Origin of the sequence: Enterobacter cloacae complex sp. 2022EL-00981, assembly GCF_028737495.1 — a bacterium.
In the GTDB taxonomy this organism is placed as follows: Bacteria; Pseudomonadota; Gammaproteobacteria; order Enterobacterales; family Enterobacteriaceae; genus Enterobacter; species Enterobacter cloacae.
The window spans coordinates 53,628-66,073 of sequence record NZ_JAQZRK010000008.1; the positions used below are offsets into that span (position 1 = coordinate 53,628).

17 protein-coding genes and 1 other annotated feature (1 of these 18 only partly in view) are annotated in these 12,446 nt (G+C 52.7%); of the genes, 8 read left to right on the forward strand and 9 right to left on the reverse strand.

Features of this window, described 5'->3' with window-relative positions; all coding sequences use genetic code 11:
• Positions 1-3: 3 nt before the first annotated feature.
• The 4 genes from tcyP to hxpB form a co-directional block, all read right to left on the reverse strand.
• Positions 4-1,395: a cystine/sulfocysteine:cation symporter gene (tcyP, locus tag PUZ33_RS09540; protein WP_038419159.1), complete on the reverse strand. Its 1,392-nt coding sequence runs from the start codon at positions 1,393-1,395 to the stop codon at positions 4-6.
• Positions 1,396-1,522: 127 nt separating this feature from the next.
• Positions 1,523-2,113, reverse strand: a complete 591-nt coding sequence (locus PUZ33_RS09545; protein ID WP_013097014.1) for a metal-dependent hydrolase — start codon at positions 2,111-2,113, stop codon at positions 1,523-1,525.
• 93 nt (positions 2,114-2,206) lie between these two features.
• Positions 2,207-2,968: a 2-dehydro-3-deoxy-D-gluconate 5-dehydrogenase KduD gene (gene kduD, locus PUZ33_RS09550; protein ID WP_062676628.1), complete on the reverse strand. Its 762-nt coding sequence runs from the start codon at positions 2,966-2,968 to the stop codon at positions 2,207-2,209.
• Positions 2,969-3,097: 129 nt separating this feature from the next.
• Positions 3,098-3,769, reverse strand: a complete 672-nt coding sequence (hxpB, locus tag PUZ33_RS09555) for a hexitol phosphatase HxpB (RefSeq protein WP_058681449.1) — start codon at positions 3,767-3,769, stop codon at positions 3,098-3,100.
• A 148-nt stretch (positions 3,770-3,917) separates the two neighbouring features.
• On the opposite strand from hxpB, the gene PUZ33_RS09560 reads away from it, so the two are divergent.
• Positions 3,918-4,454 carry a YniB family protein gene (locus PUZ33_RS09560; protein WP_013097011.1) on the forward strand — a complete coding sequence of 179 codons (537 nt, stop codon included), beginning with the start codon at positions 3,918-3,920 and terminating at the stop codon, positions 4,452-4,454.
• A 33-nt stretch (positions 4,455-4,487) separates the two neighbouring features.
• On the opposite strand, the gene PUZ33_RS09565 is transcribed toward PUZ33_RS09560, so the two are convergent.
• The 3 genes from PUZ33_RS09565 to pfkB all read right to left on the reverse strand — a co-directional run bounded on the left by PUZ33_RS09565 (position 4,488) and on the right by pfkB (position 6,780).
• Positions 4,488-5,348, reverse strand: coding sequence for a fructosamine kinase family protein (locus tag PUZ33_RS09565; RefSeq protein WP_013097010.1), 861 nt, complete (start codon positions 5,346-5,348; stop codon positions 4,488-4,490).
• 105 nt (positions 5,349-5,453) lie between these two features.
• On the reverse strand, positions 5,454-5,744 hold the full coding sequence (ghoS, locus tag PUZ33_RS09570) for a type V toxin-antitoxin system endoribonuclease antitoxin GhoS (RefSeq protein ID WP_013097009.1): 291 nt from the start codon (positions 5,742-5,744) through the stop codon (positions 5,454-5,456).
• A 103-nt stretch (positions 5,745-5,847) separates the two neighbouring features.
• Positions 5,848-6,780: a 6-phosphofructokinase II gene (pfkB, locus tag PUZ33_RS09575; RefSeq protein WP_020688369.1), complete on the reverse strand. Its 933-nt coding sequence runs from the start codon at positions 6,778-6,780 to the stop codon at positions 5,848-5,850.
• A 295-nt stretch (positions 6,781-7,075) separates the two neighbouring features.
• Here pfkB and PUZ33_RS09580 point away from each other — a divergent pair, with 295 nt between their 5' ends.
• Positions 7,076-7,834, forward strand: a complete 759-nt coding sequence (locus PUZ33_RS09580; RefSeq protein WP_013097007.1) for a DUF481 domain-containing protein — start codon at positions 7,076-7,078, stop codon at positions 7,832-7,834.
• Positions 7,835-8,096: 262 nt separating this feature from the next.
• Entirely contained in the window at positions 8,097-8,306 is a 210-nt protein-coding gene (locus tag PUZ33_RS09585; protein WP_013097006.1) for a hypothetical protein, read from the forward strand.
• Positions 8,307-8,413: 107 nt separating this feature from the next.
• Here the strand turns inward: PUZ33_RS09585 and yniD are convergent, their stop codons facing one another.
• Together yniD and yncL are read right to left on the reverse strand one after the other, a co-directional pair.
• Entirely contained in the window at positions 8,414-8,521 is a 108-nt protein-coding gene (gene yniD, locus PUZ33_RS09590; RefSeq protein WP_008500658.1) for a small membrane protein YniD, read from the reverse strand.
• A gap of 85 nt (positions 8,522-8,606) precedes the next feature.
• Complete coding sequence (gene yncL / locus PUZ33_RS09595; protein WP_071829997.1) at positions 8,607-8,711, reverse strand: stress response membrane protein YncL; 105 nt, start codon at positions 8,709-8,711, stop codon at positions 8,607-8,609.
• A gap of 294 nt (positions 8,712-9,005) precedes the next feature.
• Here yncL and thrS point away from each other — a divergent pair, with 294 nt between their 5' ends.
• The 5 genes from thrS to pheM all read left to right on the forward strand — a co-directional run bounded on the left by thrS (position 9,006) and on the right by pheM (position 12,410).
• On the forward strand, positions 9,006-10,934 hold the full coding sequence (thrS, locus tag PUZ33_RS09600) for a threonine--tRNA ligase (protein ID WP_013097005.1): 1,929 nt from the start codon (positions 9,006-9,008) through the stop codon (positions 10,932-10,934).
• A gap of 3 nt (positions 10,935-10,937) precedes the next feature.
• Positions 10,938-11,480 (forward strand): translation initiation factor IF-3, encoded by a 543-nt coding sequence (gene infC / locus PUZ33_RS09605; protein ID WP_023616141.1) that lies wholly within the window; start codon positions 10,938-10,940, stop codon positions 11,478-11,480.
• Positions 11,481-11,577: 97 nt separating this feature from the next.
• Positions 11,578-11,775: a 50S ribosomal protein L35 gene (gene rpmI, locus PUZ33_RS09610; protein ID WP_001124225.1), complete on the forward strand. Its 198-nt coding sequence runs from the start codon at positions 11,578-11,580 to the stop codon at positions 11,773-11,775.
• Between the two features lie 50 nt (positions 11,776-11,825).
• On the forward strand, positions 11,826-12,182 hold the full coding sequence (rplT, locus tag PUZ33_RS09615; RefSeq protein WP_000124850.1) for a 50S ribosomal protein L20: 357 nt from the start codon (positions 11,826-11,828) through the stop codon (positions 12,180-12,182).
• Positions 12,183-12,360: 178 nt separating this feature from the next.
• Positions 12,361-12,446 (forward strand) — a sequence feature (Phe leader region); it runs 39 nt beyond the window's last position.
• Entirely contained in the window at positions 12,366-12,410 is a 45-nt protein-coding gene (pheM, locus tag PUZ33_RS09620; RefSeq protein WP_001386830.1) for a pheST operon leader peptide PheM, read from the forward strand. (Overlaps the previous feature by 45 nt.)

Consider the following 12,446-nt stretch of genomic DNA (forward strand, 5'->3'; position numbering starts at 1 on the left):
TGATTAACGGTGCGCCAGCTCGGCGTCGTCTTCACTATCCAGAATGGCTTTGTCGGTCTGCTTCAGCCACTGGCTGGTCAGCGTACCGGCCGTCATTGAGCCGCTCACGTTCAGTGCGGTACGCCCCATGTCGATCAGCGGTTCAACGGAGATCAGCAGGGCCACCAGCGTTACCGGCAGGCCCAGCGCAGGCAGAACAATCAGCGCGGCGAAGGTAGCACCGCCGCCCACGCCCGCAACGCCTGCGGAGCTAATGGTGACAATACCGACCAGCGTAGCAATCCAGACCGGATCCAGCGGATTGATCCCAACCGTTGGCGCAACCATCACGGCCAGCATCGCCGGGTAGAGACCCGCACACCCGTTCTGACCAATCGTGGCACCAAAGGAGGCCGAGAAGCTGGCAATAGACTCAGGTACACCCAGGCGACGAGTCTGCGCTTCGACGTTCAGCGGAATAGATGCGGCGCTGGAACGGCTGGTGAAGGCAAAGGTCAGCACCGGCCAGACTTTACGGAAGTATTTCAGCGGGCTTACGCCGTTCACACCCAGCAGGATGCCGTGTACGACAAACATAATGCCCAGACCCAGATAAGAGGCGACGACGAAGCTGCCCAGCTTAATGATGTCCTGCAGGTTAGAGCCAGCAACCACTTTGGTCATCAGCGCCAGAACACCGTAAGGGGTCAGCTGCATCACCAGACGAACCAGCTTCATCACCCAGCTTTGCAGGGTATCGATAGCGGTCAGCACGCGCTCGCCTTTCGGCGCATCGTCTTTCAGCAGTTTCAGTGCCGCCACGCCCAGGAAGGCGGCGAAAATCACCACGCTGATAATGGAAGTTGGGCTGGCGCCTGTCAGGTCAGCAAACGGGTTCTTCGGAATGAAGGAGAGCACCATCTGCGGCACCGTCAGGTCAGCGACTTTACCCACGTAGTTGGTCTGAATTGCGGTCAGACGCGCGGTTTCAGCGGTACCCTGAACCAGACCCTCGGCGGTCAGGCCGAACAGGTTGGTCACCAGCACCCCCACCAGCGCAGCAATCAGCGTGGTAAACAGCAGCGTACCGATGGTCAGGAAACTGATTTTACCCAACTGCGTAGCGTTATGCAGACGAGCAACAGCGCTCAGAATAGAGGCAAATACCAGCGGCATGACGATCATCTGCAGCAACTGGACATAACCGTTACCGACAATATTGAACCACTGAATGGAGTCTTTCAGTATCGGGCTATCGGAGCCGTAGACGGCATGTAAGGCCAGGCCAAACACGACACCCATGACCAGACCCACCAGCACTTTCTTCGCCAGGCTCCACTGTTTGTGACGCGCCTGGGCGAGAAGCAATAGCAATATAACGAACACGACAATATTCGCGATGAGTGGAAAATTCATCCCCGTTCTCCTGATTTATTATGTGGCCGGTTTTTACCGGTCCTGTTGGCGCAAGGTTAGCAGAAGTGTGATGTCGCGCTTATATCCAAATGGAATGGGTTATGACAAATGCGATAATTTTGCTGGTTTACTGTTCAATCTGGTGATGAATAAAGCGATTGAACTGAAATTGCAGCGAATTGATCATCTGAGAAGACCAGCGCACTGCACTGTTTTCGGGCAATGTCTGCGGCATCCAGACGGCATAGGCGAACAGAGCCATGCACAACACGCGCTCAAGCTGATTCCCTTTCTGGGGAACGAGAACAGGCAGGCGGAAACGCCAGCGGCAGGGCCACAGCAGCGGCACGCCAGCAGGCGTCAGCATATCGGCGAGAATATGACTCAAATAGCCCAGCACCATGCCCTGAATGGCATCGGCGGGCACTATCCAGCTTTCAGGTACTTTTAAATAGAACAGCGTCAGCAGGGCAAACACGGCCAGCAGGCTGTGCGTAAACCCGCGATGGCCAAACGCACGGGCGATTGGTTTTGAGATCCACTTCAGGCGTTGCCCAAGAAAAGATTTAGGATGGTCGATGTCGGGTAACAGGCAGGTCAGCACGGCAGAAGGAACAATATGCCACCAGTCCCCCTGTGCAAGCACGGGGGTAAGCTCAGCGTTTTTGGCAAATACTGCGCACGCAATGGAAAAAAGCAGGTGGCCTTCCGCCGTCATGATAAAACCCAGGAAACTGTCAATTCATACAGTATAGGGTTTTTATACAGTAGGCGAAAGAGGTGACGGTGTAACTCTTTGTCACAAAGCGGGTCAACGTGCCAGCCAGCCCCCGTCGACGGCCAGGGTATGGCCGTTCACGTAGTCTGAGGCGGCGGAGGCCAAAAACACCACCGGGCCCTGCAGATCTTCCGGTATGCCCCAACGCCCTGCAGGAATGCGGTCAAGGATTTCCTGGCTACGCTGCTCGTCATCACGCAGCTGCTGCGTATTATTGGTCGCCATGTAACCCGGTGCGATAGCGTTGACGTTAATGCCATGCGCCGCCCACTCGTTCGCCAGCAGACGGGTGATCCCCAGCACGCCACTTTTTGAGGCGGTATAAGAGGGCACGCGGATGCCGCCCTGGAAGGAGAGCATTGAGGCGATGTTGATGATTTTCCCACCCTGACCCTGGGCGATAAACTGCTTTGCCACGGCCTGTGAGAGGAAAAAGACGGATTTCAGATTGAGGTCGATCACCTCATCCCAGTCCTTTTCCGTGAACGCCAGCGCATCTTCCCGGCGAATCGTCCCGGCGTTATTCACCAGAATATCGACGCGCCCCATCTCAGCGACGGCACGCTCCACAACGCCCTGAAGACTCGCCTGCTGGCCGAGGTCGGCCCGAATGGCCGTAAACCGTCTGCCGAGCGCCGTCACGATGGCCGCTGTTTGCTCAGGCGCTTTACGGTTTACGCCCACGATATCGCAGCCCGCCTGTGCCAGCGCGATGGCCATGCCTTGCCCCAGACCGGTATCGCATCCGGTGACGATGGCCACTTTTCCTGAAAGAGTAAAGGTATCCAGTATCATTCGCGCCTCAGAAGCAGGTGATTGTCGTTCTGAAACTTAGAATAGGAGTCGGGCGTGAGAAATGCAACAGAAATGGAACGGTGTTTTATTTTATTTTCAGGCAGCACGAGGCTGCCTGAAACAGAGCGTTTATTCGCCTCGCAGGTGTTGCACCGTCAGGTCAGCCAGGGAGTTTAGCTTCACGTCGGCAAGCGCAAAACGGGGATCGTGTCGGCCCTCTTCAGCAGGAACGACAATGGAACGCATCCGCGCAGCTTTAGAGGCCACCATGCCGTTAACGGAATCTTCCAGCGCCACGCAGGTTAGCGGATCAAGACCGAGCTTAGCGGCACAATCCATATACACCTGGGGATGGGGCTTACTGTAGGGGAGCTTTTCCGCAGAGGCCAGCGCATCGAAACTGTCACGCAGCTCGAACATGGTGAGCACTTTTTCCAGCATGTGCAGCGGGGAGGCGGAGGCCAGTCCCACTTTCAGCCCCTGCGCTTTGCACAGGGCGACAGCTTCACGGACGCCCGGCAGCAGCGGCCTGGACTCTTCCACCAGCGCAATGGCGCGGCTGATAATGCGGGCGGTGACCTCATTGCGATCCGGGCCCACCCATGGCTGATGGGAATACCACAGGTCAACCACCATATCGATACGCAATCCCAGCGTATCCGGAAGTTCATGGCGGCGGCTGATATCGACGCCGAGGCTGGCCATGACGTCCAGTTCAGCACGATCCCAGAGCGGTTCGGAATCGATCAGTAATCCATCCATGTCAAAAATAGCGGCAAGAATTTGGCGCGGTGTCGACATCACAACGTCTCCTTATTAAGGGTGTACGACAGACGATACGTGCTAAGTACAATCTGCAATTTAGCATATTGCCTTTAAAGATCGGGCGAAAATGACGGTCAGGAGGTAGACTTAGCCACAAATAACGCGTCTTTATGAAGAGGAACTGATGACGTATCAACAAGCTGGACGCATTGCTGTCTTAAAACGGGTTGCTGGCTGGGTGATTTTTATTCCTGCCGTTATTTCTACGCTGATTTCTGTGCTCAAGTTTATGTACGATCACAGCGAAAAACAGCCGGGTATCAATGCGGTCATGCTTGATTTTGCGCATGTCATGATTGAGATGATGCGTTTTAACACGCCATTTTTGAATATCTTCTGGTTCAACTCGCCCACGCCGGACTTTCACCAGCAGCTGAATATCGGGTTTTGGGTGATTTATGCGCTGATCTTTATCGCCATGGCGTTACAGGCGTCAGGGGCACGCATGAGCCGTCAGACCCGTTTTTTACGTGAAGGGGTGGAAGACCAGATGATTCTGGAACAGGCCAAAGGCCCGGAAGGGATGACGCGTGAACAGATCGAGTCCCGCATCGTGGTGCCACGTCACTCTATCTTCCTGCAAATCTTTCCGCTCTATGTCCTGCCGGTGATCATTATTGTGGCGGGCTACTTCTTTTTCTCACTGCTCGGCTTTTTATAATCACAGGGTGGCCTGAGGCCACCCGTCCTGCCTTCACGCGGCCAGTACGCGCTCAAGCGCCCGCTGTGCGTTCACCAGATGCTCACCCCCGAACAGGATTGCGCGGTTCATCAGGGTATAAAGCTGATACACCGGCTGACGGTCGAGGAAGCCCTGCGGTAAGGGGGAGATTGACTGATAGCCGTCATAAATTTGTGGCGGCTGCTCGGGGTGCAGGGGCAGCATGGCGAGATCGCACTCTCTGTCGCCCCAGTAGCAGGCCGGATCGTATATATACGGCCCATTGGGGCCCAGCGCGCAGTTATCGGACCACAAATCGCCATGCAGCAAAGAAGGCTGAGGCTGATGAGAGGCCAGGCGCTGCTGTATATGCTCGACGATGGCATCAATGTTGCCAAATTCGAGGCCTTTCTCGGCGGCGAGCTCAAGCTGCCAGCCGATACGCTGCTCGGCAAAAAAGGTCGACCAGCGACGTTGCCAGGCATTCGGTTGTGGTGTGGTGGAGAGATCGTTATCAAAGTCGAGACCAAACTGCGGCTGGTCGCTCCATTGATGCAGGCGCGCTATCTGCTGTCCCAGAATAAACGCATTGTGGGCATCCAGCGGACGGGCAGGGAGATATTCCATCACCAGAAAGCTGTAGTCGCGGTCGCTGCCCACGGCCAGCACCTCCGGGACGGTGACCGTTTTGCTGCGCGACAACAGTTCCAGCTGATCGGCTTCGGCGGTGAAAATCGGGAGCAACTCTCGCTCGTCGCATTTTACGAAGAGATCGCGCCCTGAGTAGCGTATATGCCATGCGGCGTGGATCTCTCCGCCTGGCAGTTCGTTACGCAGTTCAATTTCACCTTCGCCCAGTTGTTCACGTAAAAGATGACTGATAGCCTGCCACATGATCTCTCTCCCATGTTGTCTGCCAGATCATAAAGTTAGCGCATAACTGCGGTAAAAAAATACGAACTAACGCACACCTGAGCGGTTTACCTTCATGCAGGGCACTTATTGTTCTTTTTTCTGCCAGGTTTCCCAGGTATCCACATCAATTTCGGCAGGTTTATCGGTCACGCTCTCAGCCAGGCTTTCCGCCAGCGCGCGAACCTCCTCTTCGCTGAGGGCGCTTATCAGGCCGAATGCCAGCGTGCCTAAATCATGAATATTGCCTTCTTCATCCGTCAGCGTGAGCAGGAAATTGGCCCGGGTAAAGGCGTTGTTAAGCTCATTCAGCTCGGTCAGCGACGCTTCATGAATGTTGACGGTAACGACGTAGCGGGTGATGTCACCACTGCTCATAATTCACCTCATTGTTATCATGAAAGTTTTCTTAGCATAGTCGATAGTGTGTGTTTGGCGACTTTGCACTGCATTTCCCCTTCAGCGCGAAGGGGAAAGCGGGTTAATTTCGGGACAGGTAATCGACAATTTTTTGCGTATCGGCCAGCGAACACAGCCGCGTTCCCTGGTTGATGGTTGCCGCGCTACCTGCCGCCACGCCGTAGCGTGTCATCTCCAGCAGCGTCGCGCCCTGCGCCAGTTTTAGCGTCATTGCCCCAACCATGCTGTCGCCTGCGCCTACGGTGCTCTGGCTTTTCATCGGAGGCGGGACAACCTGCACTGACCCCGTTTCATCCACGGCCAGCGCCCCCTGCGGGCCAAGAGAGACCACCACGCGCCGCGCTTTACCCGTGCGCACCAGCTCCTGGGCCGCGCTGCGCACATCATCCGGCTGAGTGAGTTCGCGGTTAACCAGCGCGCTCAGCTCTTTCTGGTTTGGTTTTACCAGCTCAAGATTGCCCGGCTCTAACGCTGCCTGCAACGCCTCGCCGCTGCTGTCTACAATACAGCGGATGCCGCGCTGCTGTGCGGCCCGAATGAGCGCCGTCAGCTTTTCCGTACTGACACCGGGTGGCAGACTGCCGCTGATGACCAGCAGTGAACCGCTTTCAATCGTCAGCACTTTCTCTTCAAGCTGACGGAACTCGTCGTCGCTCAGTCTGGCGCCTGGCATCACAAAGCGATATTGCTCTCCGCTGGACTCCACGTGCACGTGCAGATTTTGACGTGTCCAGTCTTTGGCCTCGACCGTCTCCACGGCGACCTGTTCATCAGCCAGCAGAGAGACGAGATGTTCGCCGGTGGCTCCGCCTGCGGGGAATATCGCCGTGGCTTTCCCACCGAGATGGGTGATGGCGCGTGCCACGTTGATCCCCCCGCCGCCGGGCTCAAACACCGGGGCACTGCAGCGAAGTTTACCTTCCGGGTAAATCTGCGGCGTAAGGGTGGCGGAATCGAGGGAAGGGGAGAGCGTCAGAGTGTAGATAGAAACCATCATTACCTCCTTTTAGCGTGGGTTCCTTTTAGTCTGGCACCATTTGGCAGGAAGGCAATGTAAATAACAGTATGATTTTCAATATGAATAATGACAAAGCGAAGGCTAAGCGATATATAAAATAAAACGCATTTTGGGATCGTTCTTATTCAAAAAATGAAATAAGAAAACATTGCTATGTTATTTGCGGCTTTTTATAATTTGTTACCTTTCTCTGGACGCCTTGTCATTGATCCTCAAGAAAGTTTCCGGGACCGTGTGGTCTCTTTTTTTGTTGTACGGACTCCTTAATAAAATGAAGCTTTTGAAGACAGTGCCCGCTGCACTGATGCTGGCGGGTGGCGTGTTTGCGGCTATGAGCGCAACCGCTGATGATTCCGTTTTTACTGTCATGGACGATCCCACCGCGGCGAAAAAACCTTTTGAAGGTAATTTGAACGCCGGGTACCTGGCGCAATCCGGTAACACGAAAAGCTCCTCTCTGACGGCGGATAGCACGTTGACCTGGTACGGTAACACCACCGCCTGGTCTCTGTGGGGAAACGCCAGCAACACCTCCGCTAACGATGAACGCTCCTCCGAGAAATACGCGGTAGGTGGACGTAGCCGTTACAACATGACTGACTATGACTACCTGTTTGGCCAGGCAAGCTGGCTGACTGACCGCTACAACGGCTATCGTCAACGCGATGTGTTCACCGCAGGTTATGGTCGGCAGTTCCTGAACGGTCCGGTTCATAGCTTCCGCTTCGAATTCGGTCCGGGTGTCCGTTATGACGAGTTCACCGACGGCGATACCAAAACGCAACCGCTCGGCTATGCGTCTGGCACCTACGCCTGGCAGATGACCGACAACACGAAGTTCACCCAGGGTGTTTCTGTGTTTGGCGCCGAGGACACAACGCTGAATTCTGAGACAGCGCTGAATGTGGACATCAACGAACACTTTGGCCTGAAAGTGGCCTATAACGTGACCTGGAACTCTTCGCCTCCAGAGACTGCGCCGGATCATACCGACCGCAGAACCACCGTTTCACTGGGCTATAAGATGTAATGCAGACGGGCCGATTATTTCGGCCCGTTTTTTTATTTTCTGAAACTGTGCTGTTTTATATTAAACGCCGTTTTAAAATAATTGGTCCTCAAAAATCTTCTTATTTTCTTCATAATTCATCCTGGCCAGACCGTATTCTGTTTATTTGACACAAATTGATAATAACCAGGCGAGGCAAAAGGATGAACCAGCGTTATACTCAATACACAGGCATTTATTTGCCTTGAGAAGTATTGCATGTCTTCAGAAAGAGAATAATAGTATGAAAAAAATCAAAAATACTGCTGCAGCCATGGTGCTTTCTGCACTTTCGTTTGGTGTATTCGCTGCAGATGATGCCAGTCAGGTTGGAATGACTCGCGCTTCTGACGTTGAAGCCGGGTCAAACATCGCGCCGGGCGCGCCGTCTACCGGTCAATCAATGAATGACGCGTTTGATGTACATAAACTGGTAGCAGGTGAATGGTCCTGACAGGTAATTGTGTACGCCATTATTCCACCTGTATTTCGCCTTGACGAAAAACAGGTGGAATATCGATAACGTTTTTTATTCTGTACGCCGTTGCGTCAAATTCCCGCTTAGCCCCAAATCATCGCCGCCCAACGCAATAGCAGCATTGCACCGCAGATGGCAATTAAGACCAGCACCATTTTCCAGTGTTTGACGGCAAATCGTTTTGTTGGCATAACCTAATCCTTGTCTGTTGATGCCTTCAGTCTATCAAAATACGCGCTGTCGGGGACAGAAGGTTATGCCACATCACCGGTTGGGCTAGAACCAATGAAATCTCTCGGCAAGGATCAACGCTAAACCGGCAGCAGAAAGTATATTCAATATCACTACGGTTCTACTGGATACATTCATGTGATGCCTCATGGCTGTGTCAGGACCTGTTCAAGAATAGCTCAACAATCGGGTATTGCGAGCTCTGGCAGGCGATCGTGCCCTCATACGTTCAAACTGGTCGCAGAGGGTGCATACGCCCTGTCATTAGTGTTACCATTAGAAAGCCTGCCGTAAACCGGCATTATTCTGATTTTGGCAGGTGCAGGATGACGAGCCAATTTGACGATTGTTGGTCAGATGGTGTCGTAATCTCTTGTTAAACTATGATTATTTTCTTTGTATATGCTCTTATGTGTGGGGCATCACTGCAAATAAGGATATAAAATGCCTGTAATTACTCTTCCTGATGGCAGCCAACGCCATTTCGACCACGCCGTTAGCCCAATGGATGTTGCCCTGGACATCGGTCCTGGACTCGCGAAAGCGACCATCGCGGGCCGTGTGAACGGTGAGCTGGTTGATGCATCCGATCTGATCGAAAACGACGCGCAACTCTCTATCATCACCGCAAAAGATGAAGAAGGTCTGGAGATCATTCGTCACTCCTGTGCGCATCTGTTAGGTCATGCCATCAAACAGCTGTGGCCAAACACCAAAATGGCGATCGGCCCGGTTATCGACAACGGCTTCTACTACGATGTTGACCTTGACCACACCCTGACCCAGGAAGATATCGACGCGCTCGAGAAACGTATGCACGAGCTCGCCGAAACCAACTATGACGTCATTAAGAAGAAAGTCAGCTGGCACGAAGCGCGTGAAACCTTCGTGAAGCGTGGCGAGAGCTATAAAGTCTCTATTCTTGATGAGAACATTGCTCATGATGACAAGCCTGGCTTGTATCATCACCAGGAATACATCGACATGTGCCGCGGGCCGCACGTGCCGAACATGCGCTTCTGCCATCACTTCAAACTGATGAAAATTGCTGGCGCCTACTGGCGTGGCGATAGCAACAACAAGATGTTGCAGCGTATTTATGGTACCGCGTGGGCAGATAAAAAAGCCCTGAACGCCTACCTGCAGCGCCTGGAAGAGGCGGCGAAGCGTGACCACCGTAAAATCGGTAAACAGCTTGACCTGTACCATATGCAGGAAGAAGCACCGGGTATGGTCTTCTGGCATAACGACGGCTGGACTATTTTCCGTGAACTGGAAACCTTCGTGCGTTCCAAGCTGAAAGAGTACCAGTATCAGGAAGTGAAAGGTCCGTTCATGATGGACCGTGTGCTGTGGGAAAAAACCGGCCACTGGGACAACTACAAAGATGCGATGTTCACCACCTCTTCTGAGAACCGTGAATACTGCATCAAGCCAATGAACTGCCCGGGCCACGTTCAGATCTTTAACCAGGGTCTGAAATCTTACCGCGATCTGCCGCTGCGTATGGCAGAGTTCGGTAGCTGCCACCGTAACGAGCCATCAGGTGCGCTGCACGGTCTGATGCGTGTTCGTGGCTTTACGCAGGATGATGCGCATATCTTCTGTACTGAAGATCAGGTACGTGATGAAGTTAACGCCTGTATTCGTATGGTCTACGATATGTACAGTACCTTTGGCTTCGAGAAGATCGTGGTCAAACTCTCAACGCGTCCGGAAAAACGTATCGGTAGCGATGAGACCTGGGACCGCGCAGAAGCGGATCTCGCCGTGGCGCTGGAAGAGAACGGAATTCCGTTTGAATACCAGCTGGGTGAGGGCGCCTTCTACGGTCCGAAAATTGAATTTACCCTGTATGACTGTCTCGACAGAGCTTGGCAGTGCGGCACAGTACAGCTGGACTTCTCCCTGCCTCAGCGTTTAAGCGCCTCTTATGTTGGCGAAGACAACGAGCGTCAGGTCCCTGTAATGATTCACCGTGCTATTCTCGGTTCTCTGGAGCGCTTCATTGGCATCCTGACCGAAGAGTTCGCGGGCTTCTTCCCAACCTGGCTTGCGCCGGTGCAGGTAGTGGTCATGAACATTACCGATTCTCAGGCGGATTACGTTAAAGAATTGACGCAGAAACTACAAAATGCGGGCATTCGCGTAAAAGCAGACTTGAGAAATGAGAAGATTGGCTTTAAAATCCGCGAGCACACTTTACGTCGTGTCCCGTATATGTTGGTCTGTGGTGATAAAGAGGTGGAAGCAGGCAAAGTTGCCGTTCGCACCCGCCGTGGTAAAGACCTGGGCAGCCTGGACGTAAGTGAAGTGATTGAGAAGCTGCAACAAGAGATTCGCAGCCGCAGTCTTCAACAACTGGAGGAATAAGGTATTAAAGGCGGAAAACGAGTTCAAACGGCACGTCCGAATCGTATCAATGGCGAGATTCGCGCCCAGGAAGTTCGCTTAACAGGTCTGGAAGGTGAGCAGCTGGGGATTGTGAGTCTGAGAGAAGCAATCGAAAAAGCTGAAGAAGCTGGAGTAGATTTAGTTGAAATCAGCCCTAACGCCGAACCGCCAGTTTGTCGTATCATGGACTACGGCAAGTTCCTTTATGAAAAAAGTAAGTCTTCTAAGGAACAGAAGAAGAAGCAAAAAGTTATCCAGGTTAAGGAAATTAAATTCCGTCCTGGTACCGACGATGGCGATTATCAGGTAAAACTCCGCAGCCTGATTCGCTTTCTGGAAGATGGCGATAAGGCCAAGATCACACTGCGTTTCCGCGGTCGTGAAATGGCCCACCAACAGATTGGTATGGAAGTGCTTAACCGCGTCCGTGACGATCTGAGTGAACTGGCAGTAGTCGAATCCTTCCCTACGAAGATCGAAGGCCGCCAGATGATCATGGTGCTCGCTCCTAAGAAGAAACAGTAAGGCCTTCAAGCAGCAAAATCTGTGGAGCCTTCGGGCCTCATAGGTTTTGCTCGCCTATGTTTCGTTTATTTAACAATGCGAAGTGGAAGTTATTAAAATGCCAAAAATTAAGACCGTACGCGGTGCTGCTAAGCGCTTCAAAAAAACCGGTAAAGGTGGTTTTAAGCACAAGCACGCTAACCTGCGTCACATTCTGACTAAGAAAGCTACCAAGCGTAAACGTCACCTGCGTCCAAAAGCCATGGTTTCTAAAGGCGATCTGGGCCTGGTTATCGCGTGCCTGCCGTACGCATAAGTCGTTAACGTTTAACTTTTTTAACTTAGAATAGATACAGGAGAGCACACATGGCTCGCGTAAAACGTGGTGTAATTGCACGTGCACGTCACAAGAAAATTTTGAAACAAGCTAAAGGCTACTACGGTGCGCGTTCACGCGTATACCGCGTTGCCTTCCAGGCTGTTATCAAAGCAGGTCAGTACGCTTACCGTGACCGTCGTCAGCGTAAGCGTCAGTTCCGTCAACTGTGGATTGCGCGTATCAACGCAGCAGCACGTCAGAACGGTATTTCTTACAGCAAATTCATCAACGGCCTGAAAAAAGCCTCTGTTGAAATCGACCGTAAGATCCTGGCTGACATCGCAGTATTCGACAAAGTCGCGTTCACCGCGCTGGTCGAAAAAGCGAAAGCAGCACTGGCATAAGCCAGTTGAGAGAGGGGGCCTGGCTCCCTCTTTTCATATACCCGTCATACTTCAAGCTGTACCTGCGTTGGCTGCGTTCGTTCCGAATTATTTAGGGTATAACCTTATCAGAAGATTGACTTTTATCCGTGCAGGCTTTTCAATAAGGTCTTAACGGTTTTTACCACACAAGGTAACGCAAGCATGAATGCTGCTATTTTCCGCTTCTTCTTTTACTTTAGCACCTGACTTCAGGAGGCTAGCGCGTGAAAGATGAAACGAAAA

What these genes read in the sequence shown, in the direction of transcription:
- PUZ33_RS09580 (WP_013097007.1), top strand. Translation starts at nt 7,076, where the DNA reads ATGAAGCTTTTGAAGACAGTGCCCGCTGCACTGATGCTGGCGGGTGGC.
- PUZ33_RS09545 (WP_013097014.1), bottom strand. Translation starts at nt 2,113, where the DNA reads ATGACGGCGGAAGGCCACCTGCTTTTTTCCATTGCGTGCGCAGTATTT.
- yniD (WP_008500658.1), bottom strand. Translation starts at nt 8,521, where the DNA reads ATGCCAACAAAACGATTTGCCGTCAAACACTGGAAAATGGTGCTGGTC.
- kduD (WP_062676628.1), bottom strand. Translation starts at nt 2,968, where the DNA reads ATGATACTGGATACCTTTACTCTTTCAGGAAAAGTGGCCATCGTCACC.
- yncL (WP_071829997.1), bottom strand. Translation starts at nt 8,711, where the DNA reads ATGAGGCATCACATGAATGTATCCAGTAGAACCGTAGTGATATTGAAT.
- tcyP (WP_038419159.1), bottom strand. Translation starts at nt 1,395, where the DNA reads ATGAATTTTCCACTCATCGCGAATATTGTCGTGTTCGTTATATTGCTA.
- pfkB (WP_020688369.1), bottom strand. Translation starts at nt 6,780, where the DNA reads ATGGTTTCTATCTACACTCTGACGCTCTCCCCTTCCCTCGATTCCGCC.
- PUZ33_RS09565 (WP_013097010.1), bottom strand. Translation starts at nt 5,348, where the DNA reads ATGTGGCAGGCTATCAGTCATCTTTTACGTGAACAACTGGGCGAAGGT.
- rpmI (WP_001124225.1), top strand. Translation starts at nt 11,578, where the DNA reads ATGCCAAAAATTAAGACCGTACGCGGTGCTGCTAAGCGCTTCAAAAAA.
- thrS (WP_013097005.1), top strand. Translation starts at nt 9,006, where the DNA reads ATGCCTGTAATTACTCTTCCTGATGGCAGCCAACGCCATTTCGACCAC.
- PUZ33_RS09560 (WP_013097011.1), top strand. Translation starts at nt 3,918, where the DNA reads ATGACGTATCAACAAGCTGGACGCATTGCTGTCTTAAAACGGGTTGCT.
- PUZ33_RS09585 (WP_013097006.1), top strand. Translation starts at nt 8,097, where the DNA reads ATGAAAAAAATCAAAAATACTGCTGCAGCCATGGTGCTTTCTGCACTT.
- hxpB (WP_058681449.1), bottom strand. Translation starts at nt 3,769, where the DNA reads ATGTCGACACCGCGCCAAATTCTTGCCGCTATTTTTGACATGGATGGA.
- ghoS (WP_013097009.1), bottom strand. Translation starts at nt 5,744, where the DNA reads ATGAGCAGTGGTGACATCACCCGCTACGTCGTTACCGTCAACATTCAT.
- rplT (WP_000124850.1), top strand. Translation starts at nt 11,826, where the DNA reads ATGGCTCGCGTAAAACGTGGTGTAATTGCACGTGCACGTCACAAGAAA.